A 21,401-nucleotide genomic window follows, 5' to 3' on the forward strand; every position below is an offset into this window, starting at 1 on the left:
CCGTCTCCTGAAAGAGAGGGGAACAATGGCTCGTGAATCAAACCTGAAAGCCAGGAATTTCCACTATCCAACTTACATTCTTTAAATGATAAAAACTTCACCAATTAAACAAAAAAAGCCCCGATTTACATCGAGGCTTTAGTAAGCTATATTTTACCCCTTAGGGATTTAGGCGTTTAAGCGAATTGCTTTCCTTTAACTTTACGTTCTTGTTCTGTTAAAAAGATTTTACGTAAACGCATGCTTGCAGGTGTAACCTCAATATACTCATCAGCCTGGATATATTCCATAGCCTCTTCTAAAGAGAATTTAATTGCAGGTGCGATACGGGTGTTATCATCTGTACCAGATGCACGCATATTGGTTAATGCTTTTCCCTTCACAACGTTTACGACTAAATCATTATCACGGATGTGTTCACCCATAATCTGACCTTCATAAACATCAACTCCCGGATCAACAAAGAAACGACCTCTATCCTGTAACTTATCGATTGAATAAGCAGTAGTTTGTCCTTTTTCCATCGATACCAATACACCATTTAAACGACCAGGAATAGTTCCTTTCCAAGGCTCATAAGCTTTGAAACGGTGCGCCATAATTGCCTCACCAGCTGTAGCCGTTAATACGTTGTTACGTAAACCGATGATACCGCGAGATGGGATTTCGAATTCTAAGTGTTGTAAATCACCTTTTGGCTCCATAATCAATAACTCACCTTTACGCTGCGTTACCAATTCAATTACCTTACCAGAAACTTCAGCAGGCACATCAACAATTAAAGTCTCAATTGGCTCATGTTTTTTACCATCAATTTCCTTTACGATTACCTGTGGCTGACCAACCTGAATCTCATAACCTTCACGACGCATCGTTTCGATTAATACAGATAAATGGAGAATACCACGACCGTAAACCAACCATGAATCAGGAGATGCTGTTTCAACTACTTTTAAAGCCAGGTTTTTCTCAGTTTCTTTGATCAAACGCTCTTTAATACGCTGAGAAGTAACCAATTTACCTTCTTTACCAAAGAATGGAGAGTTATTGATGGTGAACAACATGTTCATCGTAGGCTCATCAATGCTGATTACTGGTAATTGTTCAGGAGCTTCAAAATCAGCAATTGTATCACCAATATCAAATCCGTCAATACCTACAACGGCACAAATATCACCGGAACTTACTTCTGTGGTACGGATTTTTCCTAAACCTTCGAAAGTATAAAGTTCTTTTACCCTGGTTTTAACAACTTTTCCATCGCGTTTGATTAAAGTAACCGGTTGGTTTTCTTTAATGGTTCCGCGGTGAACACGACCAATGGCAATACGACCTACGAAAGAAGAATAATCTAACGAAGTGATTTGCATTTGTAAAGTACCATCGTTAATCGGTGCAGGTGGAATGTTAGCCACAACGGCATCTAACAATGCGAAAATATCTGTAGTTGGTTTTTGCCAGTCAGTACTCATCCATCCTTGTTTAGATGAACCGTAAATAACCGGGAAATCCAATTGCTCTTCAGTAGCTTCAAGGTTAAAGAACAATTCGAAAATTTGTTCGTAAACTTCTTCAGGGCGACAGTTTTCCTTATCCACTTTATTTACTACCACAATTGGTTTTAAACCAAGGGCTAAAGCTTTTTGCGTTACGAAACGTGTCTGAGGCATTGCACCTTCAAAAGCATCGCAAAGTAAAAGTACACCATCTGCCATCTTCAAAACACGCTCTACTTCACCGCCGAAATCCGCGTGACCAGGAGTGTCAATAATGTTAATTTTTACGTCTTTGTACTGAACAGATACGTTTTTAGATACGATGGTGATACCACGTTCGCGCTCTAAATCGTTGTTATCCAATATCAAATCTCCTGTTTGTTCGTTGTCACGAAAAATAGAACAAGAGTGTAAAATCTTATCAACCAACGTGGTTTTACCGTGGTCAACGTGTGCTATAATAGCTATATTTCTAATCTTTTGCATAAAATGCGCCTCAAATTTGGCGCAAAGATAGTGTTTAGAAATGGATTTTCTACTATATCACTTACTATTTAATGCTATAATAATCTTGTAATGGTCTCATTTTTAATTAGAAAAGCAAAGGCAGTAACATTTCAGTTTGCTTCAGTCCTGCTGTACAATTAGCACCCATCAAAAATTCGGGGCAGCCCTTTCCATCAGGTTTAGAAACCAAAGCCTGTTTTAAAAAATCGTGCAAGTTCAAATGAACAAAACAAATGAATAATTTTAAGGTATTATGTAAATGGAAAAATCGATACAACAATTATTTGATCAGTACGAAGAAAAGTCGCTTGAAGTAGAAGCAGCAAAAAGGGCTATGGATGCAGCTGAAGTACCAGATTTATCTAAAGAAGAATACATTACTTCAGACCAGGCCGATGAACACCTGATTGCCTGTGTGGAAAGAGAACGCCGGGAAAAAGAACTGGAAACACTGAGTCAGGAATGGAGTGAAATCCAGGATGCTCTGGCTGATAAACTCTGTAAGATTAACACCAAAGTGCTGGTTAAAGACAGGCGCGATGAATGTACCGTGTTGATTCATTGTGAAGGCGGCGGCATTGTGGTACAGGATAAAGAATAATGCTTAGAACAACTTGTTTTTTAGGCATTATGGCTCTATACTATTTCTCTTAATGCCACATTTTTAAATGCTATTCAGCCATTCTTCATAAGAAATAACGCCTAAATCAGGTTTGGCTTCGCCTTCCAGCATCGCAATAAACTCTAATGCATTTCCATCAGGATCGTTAAAATAAATAGCAATAGCTGGCATCCAGGCAAAAACCATAGGTGCTAAATCATCGCTCTTTAAAAAATTATAAGGTTTTAGGTTGTTCTCCCGTAAAAAACTTACGGATTTGTTCAGTACATCATCTACATCGCAACTGAAAGCAAAGTGCCTTACACAGACTTCACCTTTCGGTTTTTCCCATAGTCCCAGCATGGCTCCCTTCGGTTCGCCAACCCAAAAGAAAGCAATTCTCCTTCCTTCTTCATAATAACATTGGGTTAAACCCATTACATTTTTATAAAAATCAATAGCTCTTTCTAAGTCCTCAACATCAATATGAGTTTCAAATAGTCCTTTTATCATGTGATGAAAGTAAACTTTATCTATAGTTTCAAAAAATCACCTTTATTGATAAGCACATCACTAAAATTGATATTACTATAAATTATGCCATTTTGGGGTTACCCTATTACCCATTTTGTATTAACAACAGACCCCACTCCATTTTCAATGAATAAACGGTTTCTTAAATACGCTGGTAGATTTACCTTTATTTTTATTGCTCTGATTGCTTTCTATTTTCTGATGGCCTTTGGTTTATCACGGATCACCGTAAATGCGAAACCAAAGAACAAACCAGAAGTAACCATCTATATTTTATCGAATGGAATCCATACTGATATTGTCATGCCCGCCACAAATCCCGCAATAGACTGGACAAAGAAAATCCCCTATAGCAACACCCTTGAAGCCGATAGTACCTATCAATACCTGGCTATTGGCTGGGGCGATAAAAAATTTTATTTAGAAACGCCGGCATTTTCTGACCTGAAACTGGTTACCGCGCTACGAGCCATATCTGGCTTAAGCACTTCTGCCATGCACGCTACTTACTATCAATATATGATAGAAGATGAGCAATGCAAAAAAGTAATGATCAGCCATGTGCAATACCAAAAACTGATTCGCTATGTAAGCAATAGTTTTCAGACAGACGTTGCAGGAGACTTTATTAAGGTAAAAACCAATACCCATTACGATATTGGCGATGCATTTTATGAAGCCAAAGGAAGTTACAGCATGTTTAAAACCTGCAATACCTGGACAAACGCCGCATTAAAAAAGTGCGGTCAGCGCAGTTGTTTATGGACCATATTTGATACGGGTATACTTGAAAAGTACAATTAGTATTTAAGCCTCAAACGCCCAATTCAAAAAAGTAGGCATCACGCTTTCCCAGGTTTGCACATCATGCTTTCCACCCACTTTTTCATAATAAAAGATGTGATCAGGCCGCTTATAACCTTTGTTCAGCAGTCCTTTCACCACGTCAATGGTATCATCTATAGAATCAATAATCAGATTTCTATTGCGATCGGCCTTTTCATCTTCTGTTCCGGTCATCAGCCAGAATTTCATATCCGGTTTTGTATCGCTGGAATCGATCAATTCGTGAATAATTCGATCTGCATCCGTATATCCATCGGTTAAATCCTTTTTTCGCCACCAGAAAGCCCCTGAAAAAACGCCAATTACATCAAAAATACCTGGATTATTCCATGCAATATCGAAAGCAGAAAGGCCACCCAGCGAAAACCCTGCGTAAGCAACTTTACCGGTAATGGGCATCGCAATTTTCTTTTTAACAAAAGGCAAAAGCTCCTTAATGATAAAATCATTGTATAACCCGGCACTTGCTCCCCTTCCCTTAAAATCAGGTTTACCTGCAACACCATACTCCATTAAACGATCTCCTGATGCTTTAATCGCCACTACAATTAACCTGTGGTTTCGCTTACTATGATGGGCATCTTCCAGTATTTGCGCAAAATCCATCCTGGCTACATCTTGTCCGTCGTTAATTAAAAGCAGCTCTATTTTTTCGTTGCCCAAAATACCCTCAGGCACATACATATCGATTTCAACCTCGTGTGCTAAATAAGCTGAAGTAATCTTGAAATGGTTAACATTAACTTTTATTGATAAAATTGCGGTATACATAAATAATCCCCTAACACTGGCATCTTGCCCTTTAAAGGCGCAAAGGTACAAATCTCGCTAAACTATTAATTATCAGTATTCAATTTTTACATTACGCTTTTATTTAAGCCATGAAGGTTCTTTTTATAATGATAAAATCTCTATCTTAAAACATTCAATTTTTGATATGAGAGAAGAACATAAAAAGTGGTACAGCACAAATTTAAGCACAGAAATAGACATGCTCATTTTTGGCCATAGCGGAATTCCTATTTTGCTGTTCCCGACAAGTATGGGGCGCTATTACGAAAACAAAGACTTTAAACTGATTGACTCGGTGGAAGGATTTATCAATGAAGGAAAAATTAAAATCTATTGCCCTGACAGTATTGACAAACTGAGCTGGTACAATAAGGGTATCCATCCAGCAGACCGGGTAAAAAATCACATCTGGTATGATCGATACCTGCTGGAAGAAGTGGCACCATTGGCCAGACATGAAACCGGAAGTACTAAAATCATCACTGCCGGCTGCAGCTTTGGCGGTTACCACGCGGCTAATTTTGCCTTTCGGCACCCCTGGCTGGTGAGCCACATGTTTAGCATGAGTGGCGCTTTTGACATCAAAGGACAGTTGGATGGTTTTTATAACGATGATGTCTATTTTAATAACCCTGTAGATAACCTGATGAACAACAGTAACCCAGAACTGCATCACATGAAAATTGTTTTGGGCACTACTGATCGGGATATGTGCCGTGCGGATAATGAAAATCTATCTGGTATTTTAACAAAAAAAGGAATAGACCATTGGCTGGATATCAGGCAAAATGCAGATCATGACTGGCCAATCTGGAGAGAAATGTTTCCAAATTATATCGCTCAGTTATAGATGTTGCTTAACAATAAAACAATTTAACAATTAATCAGTTACACGATTAACCTTTACCACAATTAAACTTAATTAGTAAAAATGAAAAAAATTGGGATTCTATTTGGCCAGGAACGTTCTTTCCCTGAAGCCGTTATCGAGAGGATTAATCAAAAAGCAGAAGATGGCATTACTGCCGAAGCAGTTAAAATTGATAAAATATTTCAAAATGTGCCACTGGGTTATTCGGTGATTATTGATCGTATTTCTCAGGATGTTCCATTTTACCGTGCATCATTAAAAAATGCAGCAACTACCGGTACGGCAGTTATTAATAATCCGTTCTGGTGGAGTGCTGATGAGAAGTTCTTTAACAATGCGCTTGCCGAACAGATTGGTGTACCGGTACCTAAAACAGCTTTAATTCCATCAAGACAACATCCAACAGGAACCACCAGTGAATCTTTCTCTAATCTGACCATGCCACTGGATTGGGATGCGATTTTTGAATATACCGGCTTTCCGGCTTACATGAAACCATATGATGGCGGTGGGTGGCGAGATGTATATAAATTGCACGATAAGGAAGATTTCTTTGATAAACATAGCGGTACTGAACAACTGGTGATGCTTTTGCAAGAAGAAATCATTTTCGAAGAATATTTCAGGTGTTATTGCATAGGCGGAAAACATGTACGCATCATGCAATATGACCCACGCAATCCGCACCATTTGCGCTATGCGGTTGATGGTAAAGCACCAGACCCTAAACTACTAAAAACTGTAGAAGAATATACATTGAAATTATGTCAATATTTGGGCTACGATTTTAATACTGTAGAATTTGCCGTTCGCGACGGGGTGCCTATTGCCATTGATTTCTGTAACCCGGCTCCGGATGCCGATATTAAAAGTGTTGGACAGGAGAACTTCGACTGGGTGGTAGAAACTACAGCCAATTATGCCATTGAAAGAGCCAAAGCACAACAAGATGGGCAGGATAACTTAACCTGGGGCGAGTATATTAAAGCTTCAGTTGCTGGAAAACCTTTGGTTGCCAAAGCAACTCCAAAAGCGCCAGCCAAAAAAGCCGTTGCCCCGAAAGCTGGAATAGAAAAAGCTACTCCAAAGCCTAAAAAGGCAGCACCAAAAAAATAAATGGGATTTTATAAATACCAATCAGGATGAATGAATTTACGCTTGGCATAGAGGAAGAGTACATGGTAATTGATCCCGTTACCAGGGAACTTACCTCACATGATCAAAAAATTGTTGAAGCTGCACAAAAAATCCATAAAGACCAGGTAAAGGCAGAGATGCACCAGGCTGTAGTGGAGGTGGGAACCGGCATCTGCAAATCAACTACAGAAGCCAGAAAAGAAATTTCCCAACTGCGCTACACCGTTTCGCAACTGGCCGGAGAACAGGGCTTACGGATTGGCGCCGCAGGTACACACCCGTTTTCGCACTGGGAAAAGCAGTTGATTACGGAACATCCGCGGTATAATGAAATTGTGAACGAATTACAGGAAGCTGCACGTTCAAACCTGATCTTTGGCCTTCATGTGCATGTGGGTTTTCAATCACGTGAGCTGGCCATCCATATTGCCAACCAGGTTCGTTATTTTTTGCCTCACGTATTTGCATTATCTACAAATTCACCTTTTTGGGAATCGAGAAATACTGGCTATAAATCTTTCCGGACCAAAATTTTCGATAAGTTTCCAAGAACAGGTATTCCCGATATTTTCAACAGTATTGAAGATTATGACAGCTACGTTAAGCTGCTGATCAAAACCAATTGCATGGACAATGCCAAAAAAATCTGGTGGGACATTCGCGTTCACCCCTTTTTTGATACGGTAGAATTCCGGATTTGTGATTGCCCGATGCTGATTGACGAGACGATGGCTTTCACTGCCCTGTTTCAGGCCCTTTGTGCCAAGTTATATAAGTTGCGTTTACAGAATATGGAATTTATCAGCTATTCACGCGCACTCATTAATGAGAATAAATGGCGTGCTGCCCGTTATGGAATTGACGGAAATTTAATAGATTTCGGTAAAGAAATGGAAGTTAACTGTCGAAACCTGATCCTGGAGCTATTGGATTTTGTTGATGATGTCGTGGATGATTTAGGCTGTCGTGATGACATTAACTATGTACACCGAATACTGGAGCATGGTACAGGTGCCGACAGGCAACTGGCCGTTTACCAGCAAACCGGTAGTTTTGAATCAGTAGTAGATTATATCACCACTCAAACCCTGATTGGCGCAAAGTAATTTCACGATGAATAAAAAAGATTTAAAGGTGGCCGTTATCGACCTGAATAACGGCGCACCCAATCAGGGCATGCGGGGAATTCAGGAAATCCTGTTGCGCTTTGGAAAAGAGAATCATATCAACCTTTCTTTTGATCTGTTTGATTTAAGGCAGAAAGGAGAAATACCCGGTTTGGAATACGATGCTTACATTTCAAGCGGCGGCCCCGGAAGTCCGCTGGAGAGTGAAGGCGAAAAGTGGGAAAATGACTTTTACAACTTGCTCGATCAGATTGAAGCCTTTAATCAAGGAAGCGAAATGAAAAAAAAATATGCTTTTCTGATTTGCCATTCCTTTCAGCTTGCCTGCAAAAAGTACAAACTGGGAAATGTAACCGAAAGGCGATCAAATGCTTTTGGAATTTTCCCCATCACGCTAACGGAAGAAGGCGAGCAGGATGAAATTTTTAAGGGTATCACCAATCCCTTCTTTTCAGTTGATAGCAGGGACTGGCAGGTAATAGAACCAGATTTTGATGCCTTTGAAAGAAAAGGTGCTAAACTACTCGCGATAGAAAAAGAACGAAAACATATAGACCTTGAAAGATGTATGATGTCTATCCGCTTTTCAAATGAAATAATTGGGACACAGTTTCATCCGGAGGCAGATCCGGTTGGAATGAAAATGTATTTGCTTCAGGAAGAAAAGAAAAAAGCAATTGTTGATCTGCATGGCGAACAAAAGTATTTGGATATGCTGAACAGTTTGGATGATCCGGCCAGGATTGTATTGACCCAAAGCATAATCTTACCTAATTTTTTGAAACAAGCCATCGGGAGATTACAGGAAGTTTAAGTATGGTTTATTAAGTAAATTATTATTGTAAAATGATGCTGAATCATAATGTTAAGCAATCTTCCTGATTCGAATTTCATTTATAATCGTTTGCTTCGTTTTGTTGAAAAAATGAAAACTGGCAATGAGCGGCCTGCGAAGCAAAAGCTGCAGAGAAATAGAATAGCATCAAATAAATATACCTAATTATGATACCTGCACAACGCGAAAAATATAATAAGCAGTTTAATGATGAAAAGTATCAAAACTTCATTAAAGCGCTGGAAGATAGTTATCCTCAAATTCCCTTTCGCGTAGCCGAAACTCCGGTTTTTATTCCTAAAGCATTAAAAGAAAAGTTAATCGCTGCCGGTGAAGAAATCATCAATCTGATTAAGCAACCAAATTTCAAAGCGTTTACAGCTCCATCAATACCGCCTCAATGGAATGTGCCAAATGAAAACGACCACCCTCATTTTCTCACTTTTGATTTCGGCATTTGTAAAAACGAAGCAGGGGAATTAACACCGATGTTAATAGAGCTGCAGGGTTTTCCCTCGCTTTATGGTTTTCAGCATCACCTTGGAAAAACTTTTGCTACGCAGTTTGATATTGATTCATCCCTGGATTATTTCCTGAATGGATTTAATGAAGCGCAATACATCCAATTATTAAAAGAGGTGATTATTGGCAAGCATCAACCACATGAGGTAGCGCTGATGGATGTTGATGCGCCCAATCAAAAAACAGCCATCGATTTTTTTGTGACGCAAAAGCTGCTTGGAATAAAGATCCTGGCATTGGAGGATATTAAGAAGATAGGAAAGCAGCTTTTCTACGAAGAAAACGGCGAACAAATTCAGCTGAAGCGAATCTATAACCGATTAATATTTGATGAAGTAGCCAATAATACCGAGATGTTCAAAACCAGCTTCGATCCGCGAGATGAACTGGATATTGAATGGGCAACCCACCCCAACTGGTTTTATCGGATCAGCAAATACACCATGCCTTTTCTGGATAGTCAATTCGTACCGGAAACCAGGTTTTTAAATCAGATAGACAGTATCCCTACCGATCTGGAGAATTATGTACTTAAACCCTTGTTTTCTTTTGCGGGGATGGGTGTGATAATCGATGTTACAGAACAAGACATCAACGCAATTCCTGATCCTGAAAATTGGATTTTGCAGCGAAAAGTTAATTATGAACCTGCCGTACAATCGCCAACTGGCGGTGTGAAGGCAGAAATCAGGATGATGTATTTATGGCCGGATGATGGCGAACCGCAACTTTGTATCAACCTGGCCAGGTTAAGCCGTGGCAAAATGATTGGCGTCCGTTACAATGCAGATTTTGACTGGGTTGGTGGCACCGTAGGTTTTATGGAAGACTAATCTCTTTATTTTAATCCTAAAAAATTACTTTCTCTGTGCACTCGCTGTTAAAATGCAGTGCGCTCTGTGGTAAATATTTGATGCTTACTTTGACTTTAAAATAATTTACATTCACCTGAACACCAAACTAAAAATGCCTGTTATATTTGTATTATGAATATTCAAACCATTTTAGTCTTTTTACTTTTTGCGGTAGCATTGGTATATGTTGGCCGTTTGGTTTATAAATCTCTTCGGGTGAAGAAAGATGGCTGCGGCGGCAATTGCAAATGCGGTGTAGATTTTTCGGACATTAAACCTTCAAAAAAGTAATAATCCTTTATGATCGATCAGTTTAAAAACTATCTCAAAGAAAAAATAGCCATAACTGATGAGCAATTTGACAGCATTTCTTCTCCTTTAAAAGTAAAGAAATTCGATAAAAGCCAGATCATTCAATATACAGGAGATAACCTTAAACATGGTTTCTTTGTTTGTAAAGGACTATTACGTGCCTATTCAATTGATTCAAAGGGCAAAGAACATATTCTTCAGTTTGCACCCGAAAACTGGTTAATTTCTGACCGGAATAATATGAATAATGAGCCATCGATATTTTTCATTGAGGCGATCGAAGCTTCCGAAGTCGTGCTCATGCCCAATGATTTTATGGAGCAGGCCGCCATACAGGTACCCTGTCTGCAGCCGATGCAAGTCAGGTTGCTGAATAACTCCATCCGATTTATGCAAAAGCGCATTAATATGCTGTTGAGTGCAACGGCTGAAGAACGTTATCTTGATTTTATTAAGCTTTATCCAAATCTTACACTTCGTGTACCTCAATGGATGATTGCATCGTATTTAGGCATTACACCGGAATCATTAAGCAGGGTAAGAAAAGAACTGGCCAACAAACACTTCCGCCCGTAATTAAGAACAAATAAGGTTTGAATGAAGGAATGCATTTCTAATAATTGAATGCTTGAGTTTTGAAGAAGAGATAGCTTTTCACATTCTATAATTCAATAATTCTCTAATTCAATAATTTATTTATTACCATACATCAACCTCCTCTCCTAGCTACTATCGTAATTTTGTGATGTAATATTAAACGCATCAAAACAGAATATATGGCTACTACAAAATGGACATTAGATCCAACACATAGCGAACTTCAGTTCAAAGTAAAACACTTAATGATCACCACCATTACTGGTAATCTGAAATCTTTTAAAGCAGAATTAGACACAGAAAATGATGAATTTGAAAACGGTAAAATTTCATTTGAAGGCGACATTAATTCTTTAGACACCGGAAATACAGACCGTGATCATCATTTAAAAAGTGCAGATTTCTTTAATGCAGTGCAATTTCCAACTATGGGATTTCAATCATCATCCGTAAGAAAAGAAGGAGATGATTACCTGATTCAGGGTGATTTAACTATTAAGGGCGAAACTAAACCAGTAAAGTTAACTGCAGAATTTGGTGGCATAGCAACTGATCCGTGGGGAAACACCAAAGCAGGTTTTACATTAAACGGCAAAATCAACCGGACTGATTTCGGTCTGACATGGAATGCATCGATAGAAGGCGGTGGTGTAATGGTGAGTGAGGAAGTTCGAATTTTAGGCGAATTACAGTTTGTGAAACAAGCATAGAGCAAAGGGAATTTAAGCATGGGGTTATTGCTCCATGCCCTATGCCTTATTTAACTTGAAGGGAATGGAAATAAAACAAATAGCCAGCATTTTAAAAGCACCTGCACCACATATGGTTGGAGATGGTTTTAGAGTACATAACTTTTTCCCCGGGGGATATAAAATCGAGATGAGTCCTTTTTTCCTGATGGATTATGGTTCAAAAATTGAATTTTCTGCACGAAAAAATCCGCGTGGAGTTGGCATTCATCCGCACCGGGGTTTTGAAACGGTAACCATTGCTTACCATGGAGCTATTGCACATCACGATAGTACGGGAAAGAGTGGAATTATTTATGCCGGTGATGTTCAATGGATGACTGCAGCAAGGGGCATCCTGCATAAGGAATATCATGAAGAAAACTACAGTTTAACCGGGGGATCCTTTCAAATGGTTCAGTTATGGATTAATCTACCTTCGAAAGATAAAATGGGGAAACCCGGGTACCAGAGCATTAAGCAAGCAGAAATGGCAAATATTGAGCTACCGGATCAGGGCGGAAAAATAGAGGTTATTGCCGGGAATTATCAGGGAATAACAGGCAATGCCAATACTTTTACCCCTATTCATGTGTACAATGCCAGGTTAAATAAAGGCGGAAAAGTAAATTTGAGCTTTCCTGCAAATTATAATACCGGCCTCATGATGATTGAGGGTGAGATAGAAGTAAATGGAAAAGAAATCGCTCATGCAGATAGCTTTGTACATTTCCGAAATAACGGAACAGAAATTGAAATCGAAGCCTTAGCACATAGTGTTATCCTAATCTTAAGTGGTGAACCCATTGATGAGCCTATTGCACACTATGGTCCCTTTTTAATGAATACAGCCGCTGAGATACAGCAGGCCTTATCAGATTACAATCAGGGAAAATTTGGTTACCTGGAGGAATAGGTAGATAGGATGAATTTAAATCCATCCTATTTAGCGTGCTGCAGTATCAGCAAATCAGGCTTTTTCAATCAGGCAAACCGCATAGGCTACCACACCTTCTTCCCTGCCAATAAAGCCCATCTGCTCATTTGTAGTTGCCTTGATAGAAATATCTTCAGTAGAAATTTCAATGGCATCAGCAATATTTTGTTGCATAGCAGGAATATGAGGATTAATTTTAGGGGCCTCCAGACAAAGCATGGCATCAATATTCCCCACTTGCCAACCTTTTTCTGTTAACAATTTAACCGTTTCTTTTAATAGGATAATGCTGCTGATGCCTTTCCATCGGTCGTCAGTATTCTTAAAATGGTAGCCGATATCACGGAGATTCGCTGCTCCCAAAAGTGCATCACAAATGGCATGTAGTAAAACATCTGCATCCGAATGGCCAAAAGCACCCTTATGATGTTCTAATGTTACCCCACCCACCACAAAAGGATGCTCATCTTTTAACTGATGAACGTCGAAGCCAAAGCCTACTTTAATCTTCATTATAAAAGTTTATTGATTTAAATTGATAACGGTTAATTGCTAGCGGAAAACTACATGAGAACCAAAAGCGGTTATTTAACTGTTTTGCTACCGCCAAAGTTAAACAAAAGACCAAAACGTAGGGTATTGGCAAGCGGACTAGTTTGTGCATTGGCCATTAAGTATGAGAAATCAATATTGAAGACATTATATTTCAGACCAAGGCCCATGGTAAAATAACGGCTGTCTCCCTTCATTGGGCTCTGGTAATTGTAACCGGCTCTGATGGCAAACTGTTGGTTATACCAATATTCTACTCCTGTGGAGATGCCAATCTCTTTTAATTCCTCGCTTAAACCACCGGGCGCATCGCTAAAAGATCCGAATATTCCGGCAGGAACAGATCGGTTGGGATCTCTTCCACTGACGATATTATTATTGGCATCATAAATGGGCTGCGTGGGGACCAGTAATTTATTAAAATCCAGCGCAAAAGTAAATGTATTATAATCATCTAACAAAATGGTAGATGCCCCGCCCAGTTTTAAATTTGTAGGCAGAAAAAAGTTCTGACTACCATCAGAATAACTCATTTTAGTACCAATATTTGAAATATTGGCTCCTGCTGAAAAAATGGCAGGCTTTCCGAAAAGATCACTTTCTGTTTTATATAGGCCTGAAACATCAACCGACACGGCATTTCCAGCCCTTACCTGACCTGAAGCAAACTGTCCTGAAGCTAGATTGGAATAAATATACCGTAGCGAGGTTCCTAATGAAAACTCTTCACCAAAATTTCTTGCGAAGCTCACATCAAAAGCCAGCTCATTTGGGTTGGCAATTCCGAGTTCTTGTTGGTTAATATCCGTTAACTGAATAGATCCTAAGGAGAAATACCTTAAGGAGGCACCAATTGTATTTCGGTCATCTAATTTATAAAATCCACTGAGATAAGCCAGATTGATATCAGGGACAAGGCTTTTCAGCCAGGGGCTATATGATACTGCAAATCCATAAGGCTGATCCAGAAAAGCCAGTTTAGAAGCATTAATACTTGCTGAATTTACATCACCGGCTACTGCTACACCTGCATCACCCATTGCACCTGCACGGGCATCTGGAGTAATCAACAGGAATGGAACCGAAGTTACAATATTGTTGGATTCACTTCCATTGGTAAGCGTATTGCCAGCTACAACCTGTGCATTTGTTTTACCAAACACTAAGGCCAGCGACAGTGCAGAAAAGGCAAGTTTACTGATGTACTTGAAATTCATCCTTTAAAGGTACGTAATTTTAGATTTTGGTATTTGGTAAAACCTGCAGAATATATTTAATATATTGATCCTAACGTCAAACCAAACACTATATTTTAGCAAATTACGAATTAAGTCATAATTTACTAATTAAACCCACATTTTTTTACAAACCAACTATGATCACAACCTTCTGAGGAAAGTTGAAGCATGAAGTCATCTGCTATCGGCGCTTTGATTACCCTTGCCTTCGTCCAGTAAATTATAGCATTTGTAGGTGATCAAACAACAAATGTATTCGCTAAAGTTGTAGCACACTATTTCTTTGGTCTGAATCCTCTTTAATCAGAATGGTCATCCTTAAACACTGCAGAAATTTTTTGTAAATTAAGATCCTGATAATGCCATTTCACGCAACCAGAATCCAACTAGATGCCTTATTTATAATATTTTAGCCTAAATAAAAAATAAAAACCCTATTGCTACAATATGAATCAAGACGACACGTTATGCCTTTAAAAATATATCCTCAATTAATTAGCACAATATTTATATATTGATTTAAAATTGCTTAATTTTATCAGTTGAATCGTTGACGGGGCGATACTTTGAAACTCACTTATGAAAAAACTATTACTATACTCTTTTACATGTTTGTCGGTAGCCATTCTGCTTTCCAGCTGTAGCTCGAAAGGTGGAAACAGTTCTAGTAAAACCGGCATTCCTTATGCCAATCGTAAAAGTAAAACAAATCCTTCCGGAGCTTTTGCCGTAGCGACGCAATATAAGCGTGCACCCGGCCCGGGATTGATTCCAATTGAAGGCGGTGTTCTTGTGGTAGGCGGAAGTGCAATTGAAATTCCTGGAGTAGAACCAAATATCTACAATTATAAAAGACAGGTGACTGTGCCTTCATTTTATATGGATGAAACAGAGGTATCCAACACGGATTGGCTAGAATATTTACACTGGATCAGGTATAACTATCCGGAAGACCGGGAATTCTATTATAATGAGCTACCTGATACCCTTGTTTGGCGGAGTGCATTATCTTACAATGAACCCTATGTAGATAACTATTTGAGGCATCCGGCATACCGTGATTACCCCGTAGTAGGCGTTTCCTGGGAACAGGCATCCCGTTACTGTGAATGGCGGACCTCAAGGGCAAACGAGTTTATTTTGCGTGAAAAAGGTATCTTAACGGATTATAAAACACTTAATGCAGGTACAAGCGGTAAAGGGAATAATGCGACTGCTGCAGCAACACCTAGACCCGATAAGCCCTTTAATACGGATGCTTATCTGAATGGGCAATATGATGATAAAGGCAAAAATGCACCTATAGATTATAATACCAGAGCAGGTGCAGCAACTACAACGGCCGGTGCAGGAAAGGGAAATACTCAACCACGCAGAACAGCCACATTGGAAGATGGTGTAATTATGCAACCCTATCGCCTGCCTACTGAGGCTGAATGGGAGTATGCTGCATTGGGCTTAATCGGTAATACCGAATATGAAAATATTAATCAGAATAAAATCTATCCATGGAACGGATTAGGTGTAAGTTCAGCCAGCAAAAAAACGAGGGGCATGATTCAGGCCAACTTTAAAAGGGCTCCGGGAGATTACATGGGTGTTGGCGGATCACTGAACGATAAGGGTGATTTAACTGTTCCGGTTATTCAATATGCGGCAAACGATTTTGGTTTATACAACATGGCCGGAAACGTTAATGAATGGGTTAACGATGTGTATAGAACAGGCACATTTACAGATGCTGATGCTTTTAATCCTTACCGTGGTAATTACTTTACCAATAAAAAATTGGAGGATGCTCAGAATGGTAAAATTGCGCTTGATAAATATGGCAACCCAATTAAAGAAAATGCATATTCAGGCAGAAAGCAAACCTGGGCTGAAAAACAGGCACAGGCCAAACGTATCGATTCTATTTCTAAATCTACGGATCCACAACCTATTACGGCTTCAAATAGTTATCAGGCAGATCAAAGGGGTTTTCGTGATAAACAGAATTTACTGCTGAATGAAGAAGGTGTAACCTTGGTTAATGATAAATCAAGGGTTTACAAAGGTGGTTCATGGAATGACATGGCCTACTGGTTAAATCCTGCAACACGTCGCTTTATGCAACAAGATGAATCATCTGCTGAAGTTGGATTTCGCTGCGCCATGACGATGTTAGGTGCACCGGAAATCAGCACTGCCGGAAAGAGAAGTTTCAAAACCCCACCTCCTAAACCTTATCGTGTTAAAGGAAGATAAATCATAAAAAAAAGTCCCGGTTTTAGGCCGGGACTTTTTTCATACAAAGGCTTATATATCGTTATTTAAACTGAATTAAGATCTGGTTCTTTTCTACCTTATCTCCTTGTTTAACTAATACTTTACTAACTGTTCCATCCGTAGTTGATTTTAAGATATTTTCCATCTTCATGGCTTCCAGGATTAAAAGGTTATCGCCCTTTTTAACTTCATCACCAGCATTCACCAATACTTTTAAAACCATACCAGGCATGGGCGCTTTCATTTCTAAAACTTTATTAGAATTGAGGTTATCCATACCCAGGTTTTTTAATAACTGATCAAATCGGTCTTCAACTTTGGTTTGATAAATTGTCCCGTTGACTTTAACTTTACAGGCCTTATCTTGTTGATTTACTTCTACGACTTCTACATTGAATGATTGATTTCGATATAAAATATGTGTCTCCGAAGCCGATATATCAATTAAATCCAATTCTACTGGCTGATCATTCACATGGAATTTAGTAGCGTCTCCGCTAATATTAAAAATGATATTCTTATTCACCTCGATCTTATCCATACGTCTATTGTGTTAAAGCATATTGCACTAAATTAGCACCCATTTTTAGTGCTTTTAAGCGCGTTTCCTGTGTGTCTCCGGCGTATGTACCCAAATCTTCCCAGCCATTCCCTAAATCGCATTCATAGGTGTAATAGCAAACGACCCTGCCCTTATAAATTAAAGCAAATCCCTGCGGACGTTTATTATCATGTTCATGAATTTTAGGCAATCCTCCTGGGAATTTAAATTTCTGCTGATAAATGGCATGATTGGATGGTAGTTCTACAAAATTCAATTCAGGAAAAACTTTTTTCATTTGCGGCCGGATAAATTTATCTAAGCCATAATTATCGTCAATATGCAGAAAACCTCCTCCTGTTAAATATTGTCGTAAGTTTTTTACTTCAAGATCGCTAAACTGTACATTCCCATGCCCGGTCATATAAACAAAGGGAAAGTTGAAGATATCTTTACTCCCTACTTCTACAATGCTTTCTTCAGGATAAAAATTAGTTTTCAGGTTGGTATTACAAAATGAAATGAGGTTAGGTAAAGCTGTTCGGTCAGCATACCAGTCTCCCCCACCACTATATTTTAATTTCCCCATCCTATAAGAAGGGACAGTAAAAGACAAAAGACAAAAAAGTAAAGAGAAAGGAATGAGGAGAAACGAAAAAAAGAATAATCGTTTTAAGAAGAATGAATGCTGACCTTTAACTTTTAACTTATCGCTTATAACTTTTTTCATCGGTTAAGGTAATTGATTTCAAAACAAACAGACAATGCAGCAGTTTCTGTGCGCAGCCTGTTTTCACCTAAAGTTAATGGTTTAAAGCCTTTATTCAAAGCCAAACCAACTTCTTCTGGTGTGAAGTCACCTTCGGGACCGATAAGAATTAAATATTTTTGATGAGGCACTGCTAAATCAGAGATGAATTTCTTTTCTGCATCTTGAATACAATGGGCAATTAAACGCTCGCCATCGAATGGCTGTTTCAAAAAATCATCGAAAGAAATTGCCTCATTTAGTTTAGGATGATAAGCTTTGATGGATTGTTTAACAGCAGCGGTAATTACCTTATTTAACCTGTCATCTTTTACTATCCTGCGTTCAGAACGGTCTGTAATGATGGGCGTAATTTCATCAATCCCCAGTTCAGTAGCCTTTTCAAGGAACCACTCCAATCGGTCAATGTTTTTAGTTGGCGCTACAGCAATGTGTAAATAGTGATTACGCTTATGAAATTCCCTTTCCACATTTAAAACGGATAGCGTAACTTTTTTAGGATGATCGTCAATAATTTCGGCTGTATAGAAACCGCCAATACCATCAACCAGGTTAACAACTGTTCCTTTTGAAAGCCGAAGCACCCGAACACAATGCTTACTTTCTTCTTCGTTTAGGGTATAAGTATTTTTGGAAATATCTGGCGTATAAAAAATATGCATGCATTGAAATTAGTGATTATCAACCATATCTTCTTTATTGATCACCAATTCTAACTTTATGGTTTCGATATTTTGTTCAGTTTTCTTCAGAATGGTAAACAGATAACCATAAGATTCATTGCTTTCGCCAACTTCCGGAATACGTTCAAACACATGCGACACTAGACCACCAATGGTATCGAAATCTTCATCCTCCGGTAAATCATGTGGCAAATGTTCATTAACATCATAAACTGTTGCAAAGGCGTTTACAATAAACTCATTATCAGAAACCTTTTCAACCAATGGTTTTTCCTCATCGTATTCATCCTGAATTTCTCCAACAAGCTCTTCTACAATATCTTCAAGGGTAACCATACCTGCTGTTCCACCGAATTCATCTAATACAATAGCAATCTGAATGCGGTTACTCTGAAGTTCGCTCATCAAATCATTAATCTTTTTTGTTTCCGTAACAAAATAGGGCTTACGGATAATGTCGTTTAATGTCCAATGCTGGTTTCCGGCTGCAACGAGCGGCAAAATATCTTTAGCGTGAATGATACCGACAATTTTATCCATGATGTCATCATAAACCGGTAAACGGGAGTATCCTTCTTTAATAATTGTATCCACCACTTCTTCCTTTGGAGAAGTTAATTCAATACCCGAAATTTTAGTTCGTGGTACCATAATATTTTTAACCACACGCTCATTAAAATCAAATACATTTTTAATTAATTCGTGTTCGTTATTATCTAATGCACCACTCTCTTTACCTTGTTCAAGCAAGTACTGTAATTCTTCGGTGCTATGCAGTGATTCATGCCCTGCGGAAGTATCAATCCCGAATGGTTTTAAAATTACAGCAGCCAAGCTGTTTAACGTCCATATAAATGGCCGGAAAACGACATAAAAGATCTGTAAGGGTACGGATACAAATAATGTTGTGGCTACCGGACGCTGAATGGCGAATGATTTGGGAGCCAGTTCACCAAACACAATATGCATAATGGTGATCAGAGAAAAGGCTACAATGGTAGATGCGGTATGAATAGTTGCATCACTTAAACCCCATTGTAAGCTATCAAAAAGATTTTTAAAGATAGTATGCATAACGCCTTCACCAACCCAACCCAGGCCAAGTGATGCAAGCGTTATACCTAACTGTGTGGCAGCTAAATAACCATCCAGGTTATGGATAATTGTTTTAGCCATTTTACCCACTCTGCTGCCTGTTTTTGCTTTGATTTCAATTTGTGAAGCCCGGACTTTAACAATGGCAAACTCTGCCGCAACAAAAAATCCATTCAACAATACCAGGAACAAAGCAAAAAATAACCGCCATCCAACTGATGTTGTATCAGTTTCCGCTAAGGCAACCATCGCCAGGCTTGATGATGGAAGGATTGCGCTTAATTTAATATTTAAAAACAAGCAAACCGTGGGTAAATCCATTAAGCTAATTCTCTAAATGTGGTATTATAAAGTTCCATGCTCTCTTTAATCACTTTATGAGCATAGCGAACACCTAACAAATGTTCGATGGTTACATTTTTATCTTCTAATGCTTTATAATCCTGAAAGAAACGAACAATTTCTTTCATCTGGTGCGGAGGCAATTCATCTAAGTCGTTAATATAGTTAACTGACATATCATGAGCAGCAACAGCTATAATCTTATCATCCTGCTCTCCATTATCCACCATATGCATTACACCTACAACCTTTGCTTCGATTAATGTCATAGGATAAACATCAACTGAACAAAGCACTAAAATATCTAAAGGATCTTTATCGTCACAATAAGTTTGTGGAATAAAACCATAATTTGCAGGATACATCACTGATGAAAAAAGAACCCTGTCTAATTTAATTAATCCTGATTCTTTATCTATTTCGTATTTTGCTTTTGAGCCTTTTGGGATTTCAATAATTGCATTTACAATTTCCGGTACGTTTTTACCTGGTGATACGCTATGCCAAGCGTGGGTTTCTTCTTTTGCCATTTTTAATTTTAATCTGTCTTATCCTCTTCAGAACTTGTTACTTTACTTTTTACAAATGTAATCAATAAAGGGATAGTTGTGATAATGATGAAGCCAATAATAATATATAATAAGTAATCGTTAATTTCTTTTTCAAACCTTTTTCCTAAGAAATATCCTAGTAAAGTAAGCGAGCAAATCCATAATACACCACCCACTACATTGTAAAGGGCAAATCGCTTAAAGTCTAATCTCACCACCCCAGCAAAAATCGGTGCAAAAGTTCTAACAATCGGAACAAATCTGCCCATGATTAATGCGAAAGCCCCCTGTTTGTTATAATAACGTTCTGCAGCTTTGAGATATTTCTTTTTAAAGAAAAAACTGTCTTTTCTAGTGTACAGCACCGGCCCTGTTTTTCTTCCGAACCAGTAACCAGTAAAATTTCCTGAAATTGCAGCAACGCACAATCCTGCCAACAGCAATGCAATGTTGACATCCAGCTTCCCTGTTGCTACAAACATTCCAGCTAAAAACAGTAAATAATCACCAGGGAGAAAGAAACCGAAGAATAAACCGGTCTCTGCATAAATGACAAATACAACAAGATAGAAACCGCCCTCCCTCAATAATTTCTCGGGATCAATCAGGTGATGCAGGTTATTCCAAAAATCGTGCATATAAGTTATTTGTAAAACTACAAATAAT

The 21,401-nt window shown here is 38.6% G+C and carries 23 protein-coding genes; 12 read left to right on the forward strand and 11 right to left on the reverse strand.

Translation table 11 applies throughout. From position 1 onward, the window contains the following. Nucleotides 1-176: 176 nt before the first annotated feature. A complete protein-coding gene (typA, locus tag OQ267_RS01240) occupies nucleotides 177-1,982 on the reverse strand; it encodes a translational GTPase TypA (RefSeq protein ID WP_088299756.1) in 1,806 nt (601 codons plus the stop codon). A gap of 280 nt (nucleotides 1,983-2,262) precedes the next feature. Here typA and OQ267_RS01245 point away from each other — a divergent pair, with 280 nt between their 5' ends. Continuing rightward, a complete protein-coding gene (locus OQ267_RS01245) occupies nucleotides 2,263-2,604 on the forward strand; it encodes a hypothetical protein (protein ID WP_088299757.1) in 342 nt (113 codons plus the stop codon). 63 nt (nucleotides 2,605-2,667) lie between these two features. Here the strand turns inward: OQ267_RS01245 and OQ267_RS01250 are convergent, their stop codons facing one another. Continuing rightward, nucleotides 2,668-3,117 (reverse strand): VOC family protein, encoded by a 450-nt coding sequence (locus OQ267_RS01250; RefSeq protein WP_265834609.1) that lies wholly within the window; start codon nucleotides 3,115-3,117, stop codon nucleotides 2,668-2,670. 147 nt (nucleotides 3,118-3,264) lie between these two features. Between OQ267_RS01250 and OQ267_RS01255 the strand changes: the two genes are divergently transcribed. After that, on the forward strand, nucleotides 3,265-3,942 hold the full coding sequence (locus tag OQ267_RS01255; protein WP_265834611.1) for a TIGR02117 family protein: 678 nt from the start codon (nucleotides 3,265-3,267) through the stop codon (nucleotides 3,940-3,942). Between the two features lie 3 nt (nucleotides 3,943-3,945). On the opposite strand, the gene OQ267_RS01260 is transcribed toward OQ267_RS01255, so the two are convergent. Continuing rightward, on the reverse strand, nucleotides 3,946-4,755 hold the full coding sequence (locus OQ267_RS01260; protein ID WP_265834612.1) for an alpha/beta hydrolase: 810 nt from the start codon (nucleotides 4,753-4,755) through the stop codon (nucleotides 3,946-3,948). Nucleotides 4,756-4,921: 166 nt separating this feature from the next. Between OQ267_RS01260 and OQ267_RS01265 the strand changes: the two genes are divergently transcribed. The 9 genes from OQ267_RS01265 to OQ267_RS01305 all read left to right on the forward strand — a co-directional run bounded on the left by OQ267_RS01265 (nucleotide 4,922) and on the right by OQ267_RS01305 (nucleotide 12,675). Beyond that, the gene (locus OQ267_RS01265; RefSeq protein WP_088299761.1) at nucleotides 4,922-5,626 is read left to right on the forward strand and encodes an esterase family protein; all 705 of its coding nucleotides are present in this window, start codon (nucleotides 4,922-4,924) and stop codon (nucleotides 5,624-5,626) included. Between the two features lie 81 nt (nucleotides 5,627-5,707). Further along, the gene (locus OQ267_RS01270) at nucleotides 5,708-6,763 is read left to right on the forward strand and encodes an ATP-grasp domain-containing protein (RefSeq protein ID WP_088299762.1); all 1,056 of its coding nucleotides are present in this window, start codon (nucleotides 5,708-5,710) and stop codon (nucleotides 6,761-6,763) included. Between the two features lie 26 nt (nucleotides 6,764-6,789). After that, nucleotides 6,790-7,890, forward strand: coding sequence for a carboxylate-amine ligase (locus tag OQ267_RS01275; RefSeq protein WP_088299763.1), 1,101 nt, complete (start codon nucleotides 6,790-6,792; stop codon nucleotides 7,888-7,890). 7 nt (nucleotides 7,891-7,897) lie between these two features. Then, nucleotides 7,898-8,725: a type 1 glutamine amidotransferase gene (locus tag OQ267_RS01280; protein ID WP_265834615.1), complete on the forward strand. Its 828-nt coding sequence runs from the start codon at nucleotides 7,898-7,900 to the stop codon at nucleotides 8,723-8,725. Between the two features lie 188 nt (nucleotides 8,726-8,913). Beyond that, complete coding sequence (locus tag OQ267_RS01285; RefSeq protein WP_265834616.1) at nucleotides 8,914-10,101, forward strand: hypothetical protein; 1,188 nt, start codon at nucleotides 8,914-8,916, stop codon at nucleotides 10,099-10,101. A 153-nt stretch (nucleotides 10,102-10,254) separates the two neighbouring features. After that, nucleotides 10,255-10,413, forward strand: a complete 159-nt coding sequence (locus OQ267_RS01290; RefSeq protein WP_088299766.1) for a FeoB-associated Cys-rich membrane protein — start codon at nucleotides 10,255-10,257, stop codon at nucleotides 10,411-10,413. Nucleotides 10,414-10,422: 9 nt separating this feature from the next. After that, a complete protein-coding gene (locus OQ267_RS01295) occupies nucleotides 10,423-11,010 on the forward strand; it encodes a Crp/Fnr family transcriptional regulator (RefSeq protein ID WP_088299767.1) in 588 nt (195 codons plus the stop codon). Nucleotides 11,011-11,210: 200 nt separating this feature from the next. Continuing rightward, complete coding sequence (locus OQ267_RS01300) at nucleotides 11,211-11,741, forward strand: YceI family protein (protein ID WP_265834618.1); 531 nt, start codon at nucleotides 11,211-11,213, stop codon at nucleotides 11,739-11,741. Between the two features lie 64 nt (nucleotides 11,742-11,805). Continuing rightward, the gene (locus OQ267_RS01305) at nucleotides 11,806-12,675 is read left to right on the forward strand and encodes a pirin family protein (protein WP_265834619.1); all 870 of its coding nucleotides are present in this window, start codon (nucleotides 11,806-11,808) and stop codon (nucleotides 12,673-12,675) included. A gap of 54 nt (nucleotides 12,676-12,729) precedes the next feature. Here the strand turns inward: OQ267_RS01305 and ispF are convergent, their stop codons facing one another. Beyond that, a complete protein-coding gene (gene ispF / locus OQ267_RS01310) occupies nucleotides 12,730-13,209 on the reverse strand; it encodes a 2-C-methyl-D-erythritol 2,4-cyclodiphosphate synthase (RefSeq protein WP_265819254.1) in 480 nt (159 codons plus the stop codon). A 71-nt stretch (nucleotides 13,210-13,280) separates the two neighbouring features. Continuing rightward, nucleotides 13,281-14,465, reverse strand: coding sequence for a type IX secretion system outer membrane channel protein PorV (gene porV / locus OQ267_RS01315; protein ID WP_265834620.1), 1,185 nt, complete (start codon nucleotides 14,463-14,465; stop codon nucleotides 13,281-13,283). Nucleotides 14,466-15,065: 600 nt separating this feature from the next. On the opposite strand from porV, the gene OQ267_RS01320 reads away from it, so the two are divergent. After that, nucleotides 15,066-16,733: an SUMF1/EgtB/PvdO family nonheme iron enzyme gene (locus OQ267_RS01320; RefSeq protein WP_172406427.1), complete on the forward strand. Its 1,668-nt coding sequence runs from the start codon at nucleotides 15,066-15,068 to the stop codon at nucleotides 16,731-16,733. A gap of 61 nt (nucleotides 16,734-16,794) precedes the next feature. Here the strand turns inward: OQ267_RS01320 and OQ267_RS01325 are convergent, their stop codons facing one another. From OQ267_RS01325 to OQ267_RS01350, 6 genes are all read right to left on the reverse strand, one after another. After that, on the reverse strand, nucleotides 16,795-17,295 hold the full coding sequence (locus OQ267_RS01325) for an acetyl-CoA carboxylase biotin carboxyl carrier protein subunit (RefSeq protein WP_265834621.1): 501 nt from the start codon (nucleotides 17,293-17,295) through the stop codon (nucleotides 16,795-16,797). Between the two features lie 4 nt (nucleotides 17,296-17,299). Then, nucleotides 17,300-18,025: a DUF4159 domain-containing protein gene (locus OQ267_RS01330; RefSeq protein WP_265834622.1), complete on the reverse strand. Its 726-nt coding sequence runs from the start codon at nucleotides 18,023-18,025 to the stop codon at nucleotides 17,300-17,302. Next, entirely contained in the window at nucleotides 18,022-18,726 is a 705-nt protein-coding gene (locus OQ267_RS01335; RefSeq protein WP_265834623.1) for a 16S rRNA (uracil(1498)-N(3))-methyltransferase, read from the reverse strand. The genes OQ267_RS01330 and OQ267_RS01335 overlap by 4 nt, the downstream gene beginning before the upstream one ends. A 9-nt stretch (nucleotides 18,727-18,735) precedes the next feature. Further along, nucleotides 18,736-20,091 carry a hemolysin family protein gene (locus OQ267_RS01340; protein ID WP_172406438.1) on the reverse strand — a complete coding sequence of 452 codons (1,356 nt, stop codon included), beginning with the start codon at nucleotides 20,089-20,091 and terminating at the stop codon, nucleotides 18,736-18,738. Nucleotides 20,092-20,162: 71 nt separating this feature from the next. Beyond that, nucleotides 20,163-20,714, reverse strand: a complete 552-nt coding sequence (locus tag OQ267_RS01345; protein WP_029282047.1) for an inorganic diphosphatase — start codon at nucleotides 20,712-20,714, stop codon at nucleotides 20,163-20,165. A gap of 8 nt (nucleotides 20,715-20,722) precedes the next feature. Further along, nucleotides 20,723-21,373, reverse strand: a complete 651-nt coding sequence (locus OQ267_RS01350; protein WP_088299777.1) for a DedA family protein — start codon at nucleotides 21,371-21,373, stop codon at nucleotides 20,723-20,725. Nucleotides 21,374-21,401: the final 28 nt, after the last annotated feature.

Origin of the sequence: Pedobacter sp. MR22-3, from assembly GCF_026240075.1 — a bacterium.
Lineage (GTDB): Bacteria > Bacteroidota > Bacteroidia > Sphingobacteriales > Sphingobacteriaceae > Pedobacter.

Excerpts from the sequence above, each read along its gene's own strand:
- typA (WP_088299756.1), bottom strand. The coding sequence starts at position 1,982 with ATGCAAAAGATTAGAAATATAGCTATTATAGCACACGTTGACCACGGT.
- OQ267_RS01245 (WP_088299757.1), top strand. The coding sequence starts at position 2,263 with ATGGAAAAATCGATACAACAATTATTTGATCAGTACGAAGAAAAGTCG.
- OQ267_RS01250 (WP_265834609.1), bottom strand. The coding sequence starts at position 3,117 with ATGATAAAAGGACTATTTGAAACTCATATTGATGTTGAGGACTTAGAA.
- OQ267_RS01255 (WP_265834611.1), top strand. The coding sequence starts at position 3,265 with ATGAATAAACGGTTTCTTAAATACGCTGGTAGATTTACCTTTATTTTT.
- OQ267_RS01260 (WP_265834612.1), bottom strand. The coding sequence starts at position 4,755 with ATGTATACCGCAATTTTATCAATAAAAGTTAATGTTAACCATTTCAAG.
- OQ267_RS01265 (WP_088299761.1), top strand. The coding sequence starts at position 4,922 with ATGAGAGAAGAACATAAAAAGTGGTACAGCACAAATTTAAGCACAGAA.
- OQ267_RS01270 (WP_088299762.1), top strand. The coding sequence starts at position 5,708 with ATGAAAAAAATTGGGATTCTATTTGGCCAGGAACGTTCTTTCCCTGAA.
- OQ267_RS01275 (WP_088299763.1), top strand. The coding sequence starts at position 6,790 with ATGAATGAATTTACGCTTGGCATAGAGGAAGAGTACATGGTAATTGAT.
- OQ267_RS01280 (WP_265834615.1), top strand. The coding sequence starts at position 7,898 with ATGAATAAAAAAGATTTAAAGGTGGCCGTTATCGACCTGAATAACGGC.
- OQ267_RS01285 (WP_265834616.1), top strand. The coding sequence starts at position 8,914 with ATGATACCTGCACAACGCGAAAAATATAATAAGCAGTTTAATGATGAA.
- OQ267_RS01290 (WP_088299766.1), top strand. The coding sequence starts at position 10,255 with ATGAATATTCAAACCATTTTAGTCTTTTTACTTTTTGCGGTAGCATTG.
- OQ267_RS01295 (WP_088299767.1), top strand. The coding sequence starts at position 10,423 with ATGATCGATCAGTTTAAAAACTATCTCAAAGAAAAAATAGCCATAACT.
- OQ267_RS01300 (WP_265834618.1), top strand. The coding sequence starts at position 11,211 with ATGGCTACTACAAAATGGACATTAGATCCAACACATAGCGAACTTCAG.
- OQ267_RS01305 (WP_265834619.1), top strand. The coding sequence starts at position 11,806 with ATGGAAATAAAACAAATAGCCAGCATTTTAAAAGCACCTGCACCACAT.
- ispF (WP_265819254.1), bottom strand. The coding sequence starts at position 13,209 with ATGAAGATTAAAGTAGGCTTTGGCTTCGACGTTCATCAGTTAAAAGAT.
- porV (WP_265834620.1), bottom strand. The coding sequence starts at position 14,465 with ATGAATTTCAAGTACATCAGTAAACTTGCCTTTTCTGCACTGTCGCTG.
- OQ267_RS01320 (WP_172406427.1), top strand. The coding sequence starts at position 15,066 with ATGAAAAAACTATTACTATACTCTTTTACATGTTTGTCGGTAGCCATT.
- OQ267_RS01325 (WP_265834621.1), bottom strand. The coding sequence starts at position 17,295 with ATGGATAAGATCGAGGTGAATAAGAATATCATTTTTAATATTAGCGGA.
- OQ267_RS01330 (WP_265834622.1), bottom strand. The coding sequence starts at position 18,025 with ATGAAAAAAGTTATAAGCGATAAGTTAAAAGTTAAAGGTCAGCATTCA.
- OQ267_RS01335 (WP_265834623.1), bottom strand. The coding sequence starts at position 18,726 with ATGCATATTTTTTATACGCCAGATATTTCCAAAAATACTTATACCCTA.
- OQ267_RS01340 (WP_172406438.1), bottom strand. The coding sequence starts at position 20,091 with ATGGTTGCCTTAGCGGAAACTGATACAACATCAGTTGGATGGCGGTTA.
- OQ267_RS01345 (WP_029282047.1), bottom strand. The coding sequence starts at position 20,714 with ATGGCAAAAGAAGAAACCCACGCTTGGCATAGCGTATCACCAGGTAAA.
- OQ267_RS01350 (WP_088299777.1), bottom strand. The coding sequence starts at position 21,373 with ATGCACGATTTTTGGAATAACCTGCATCACCTGATTGATCCCGAGAAA.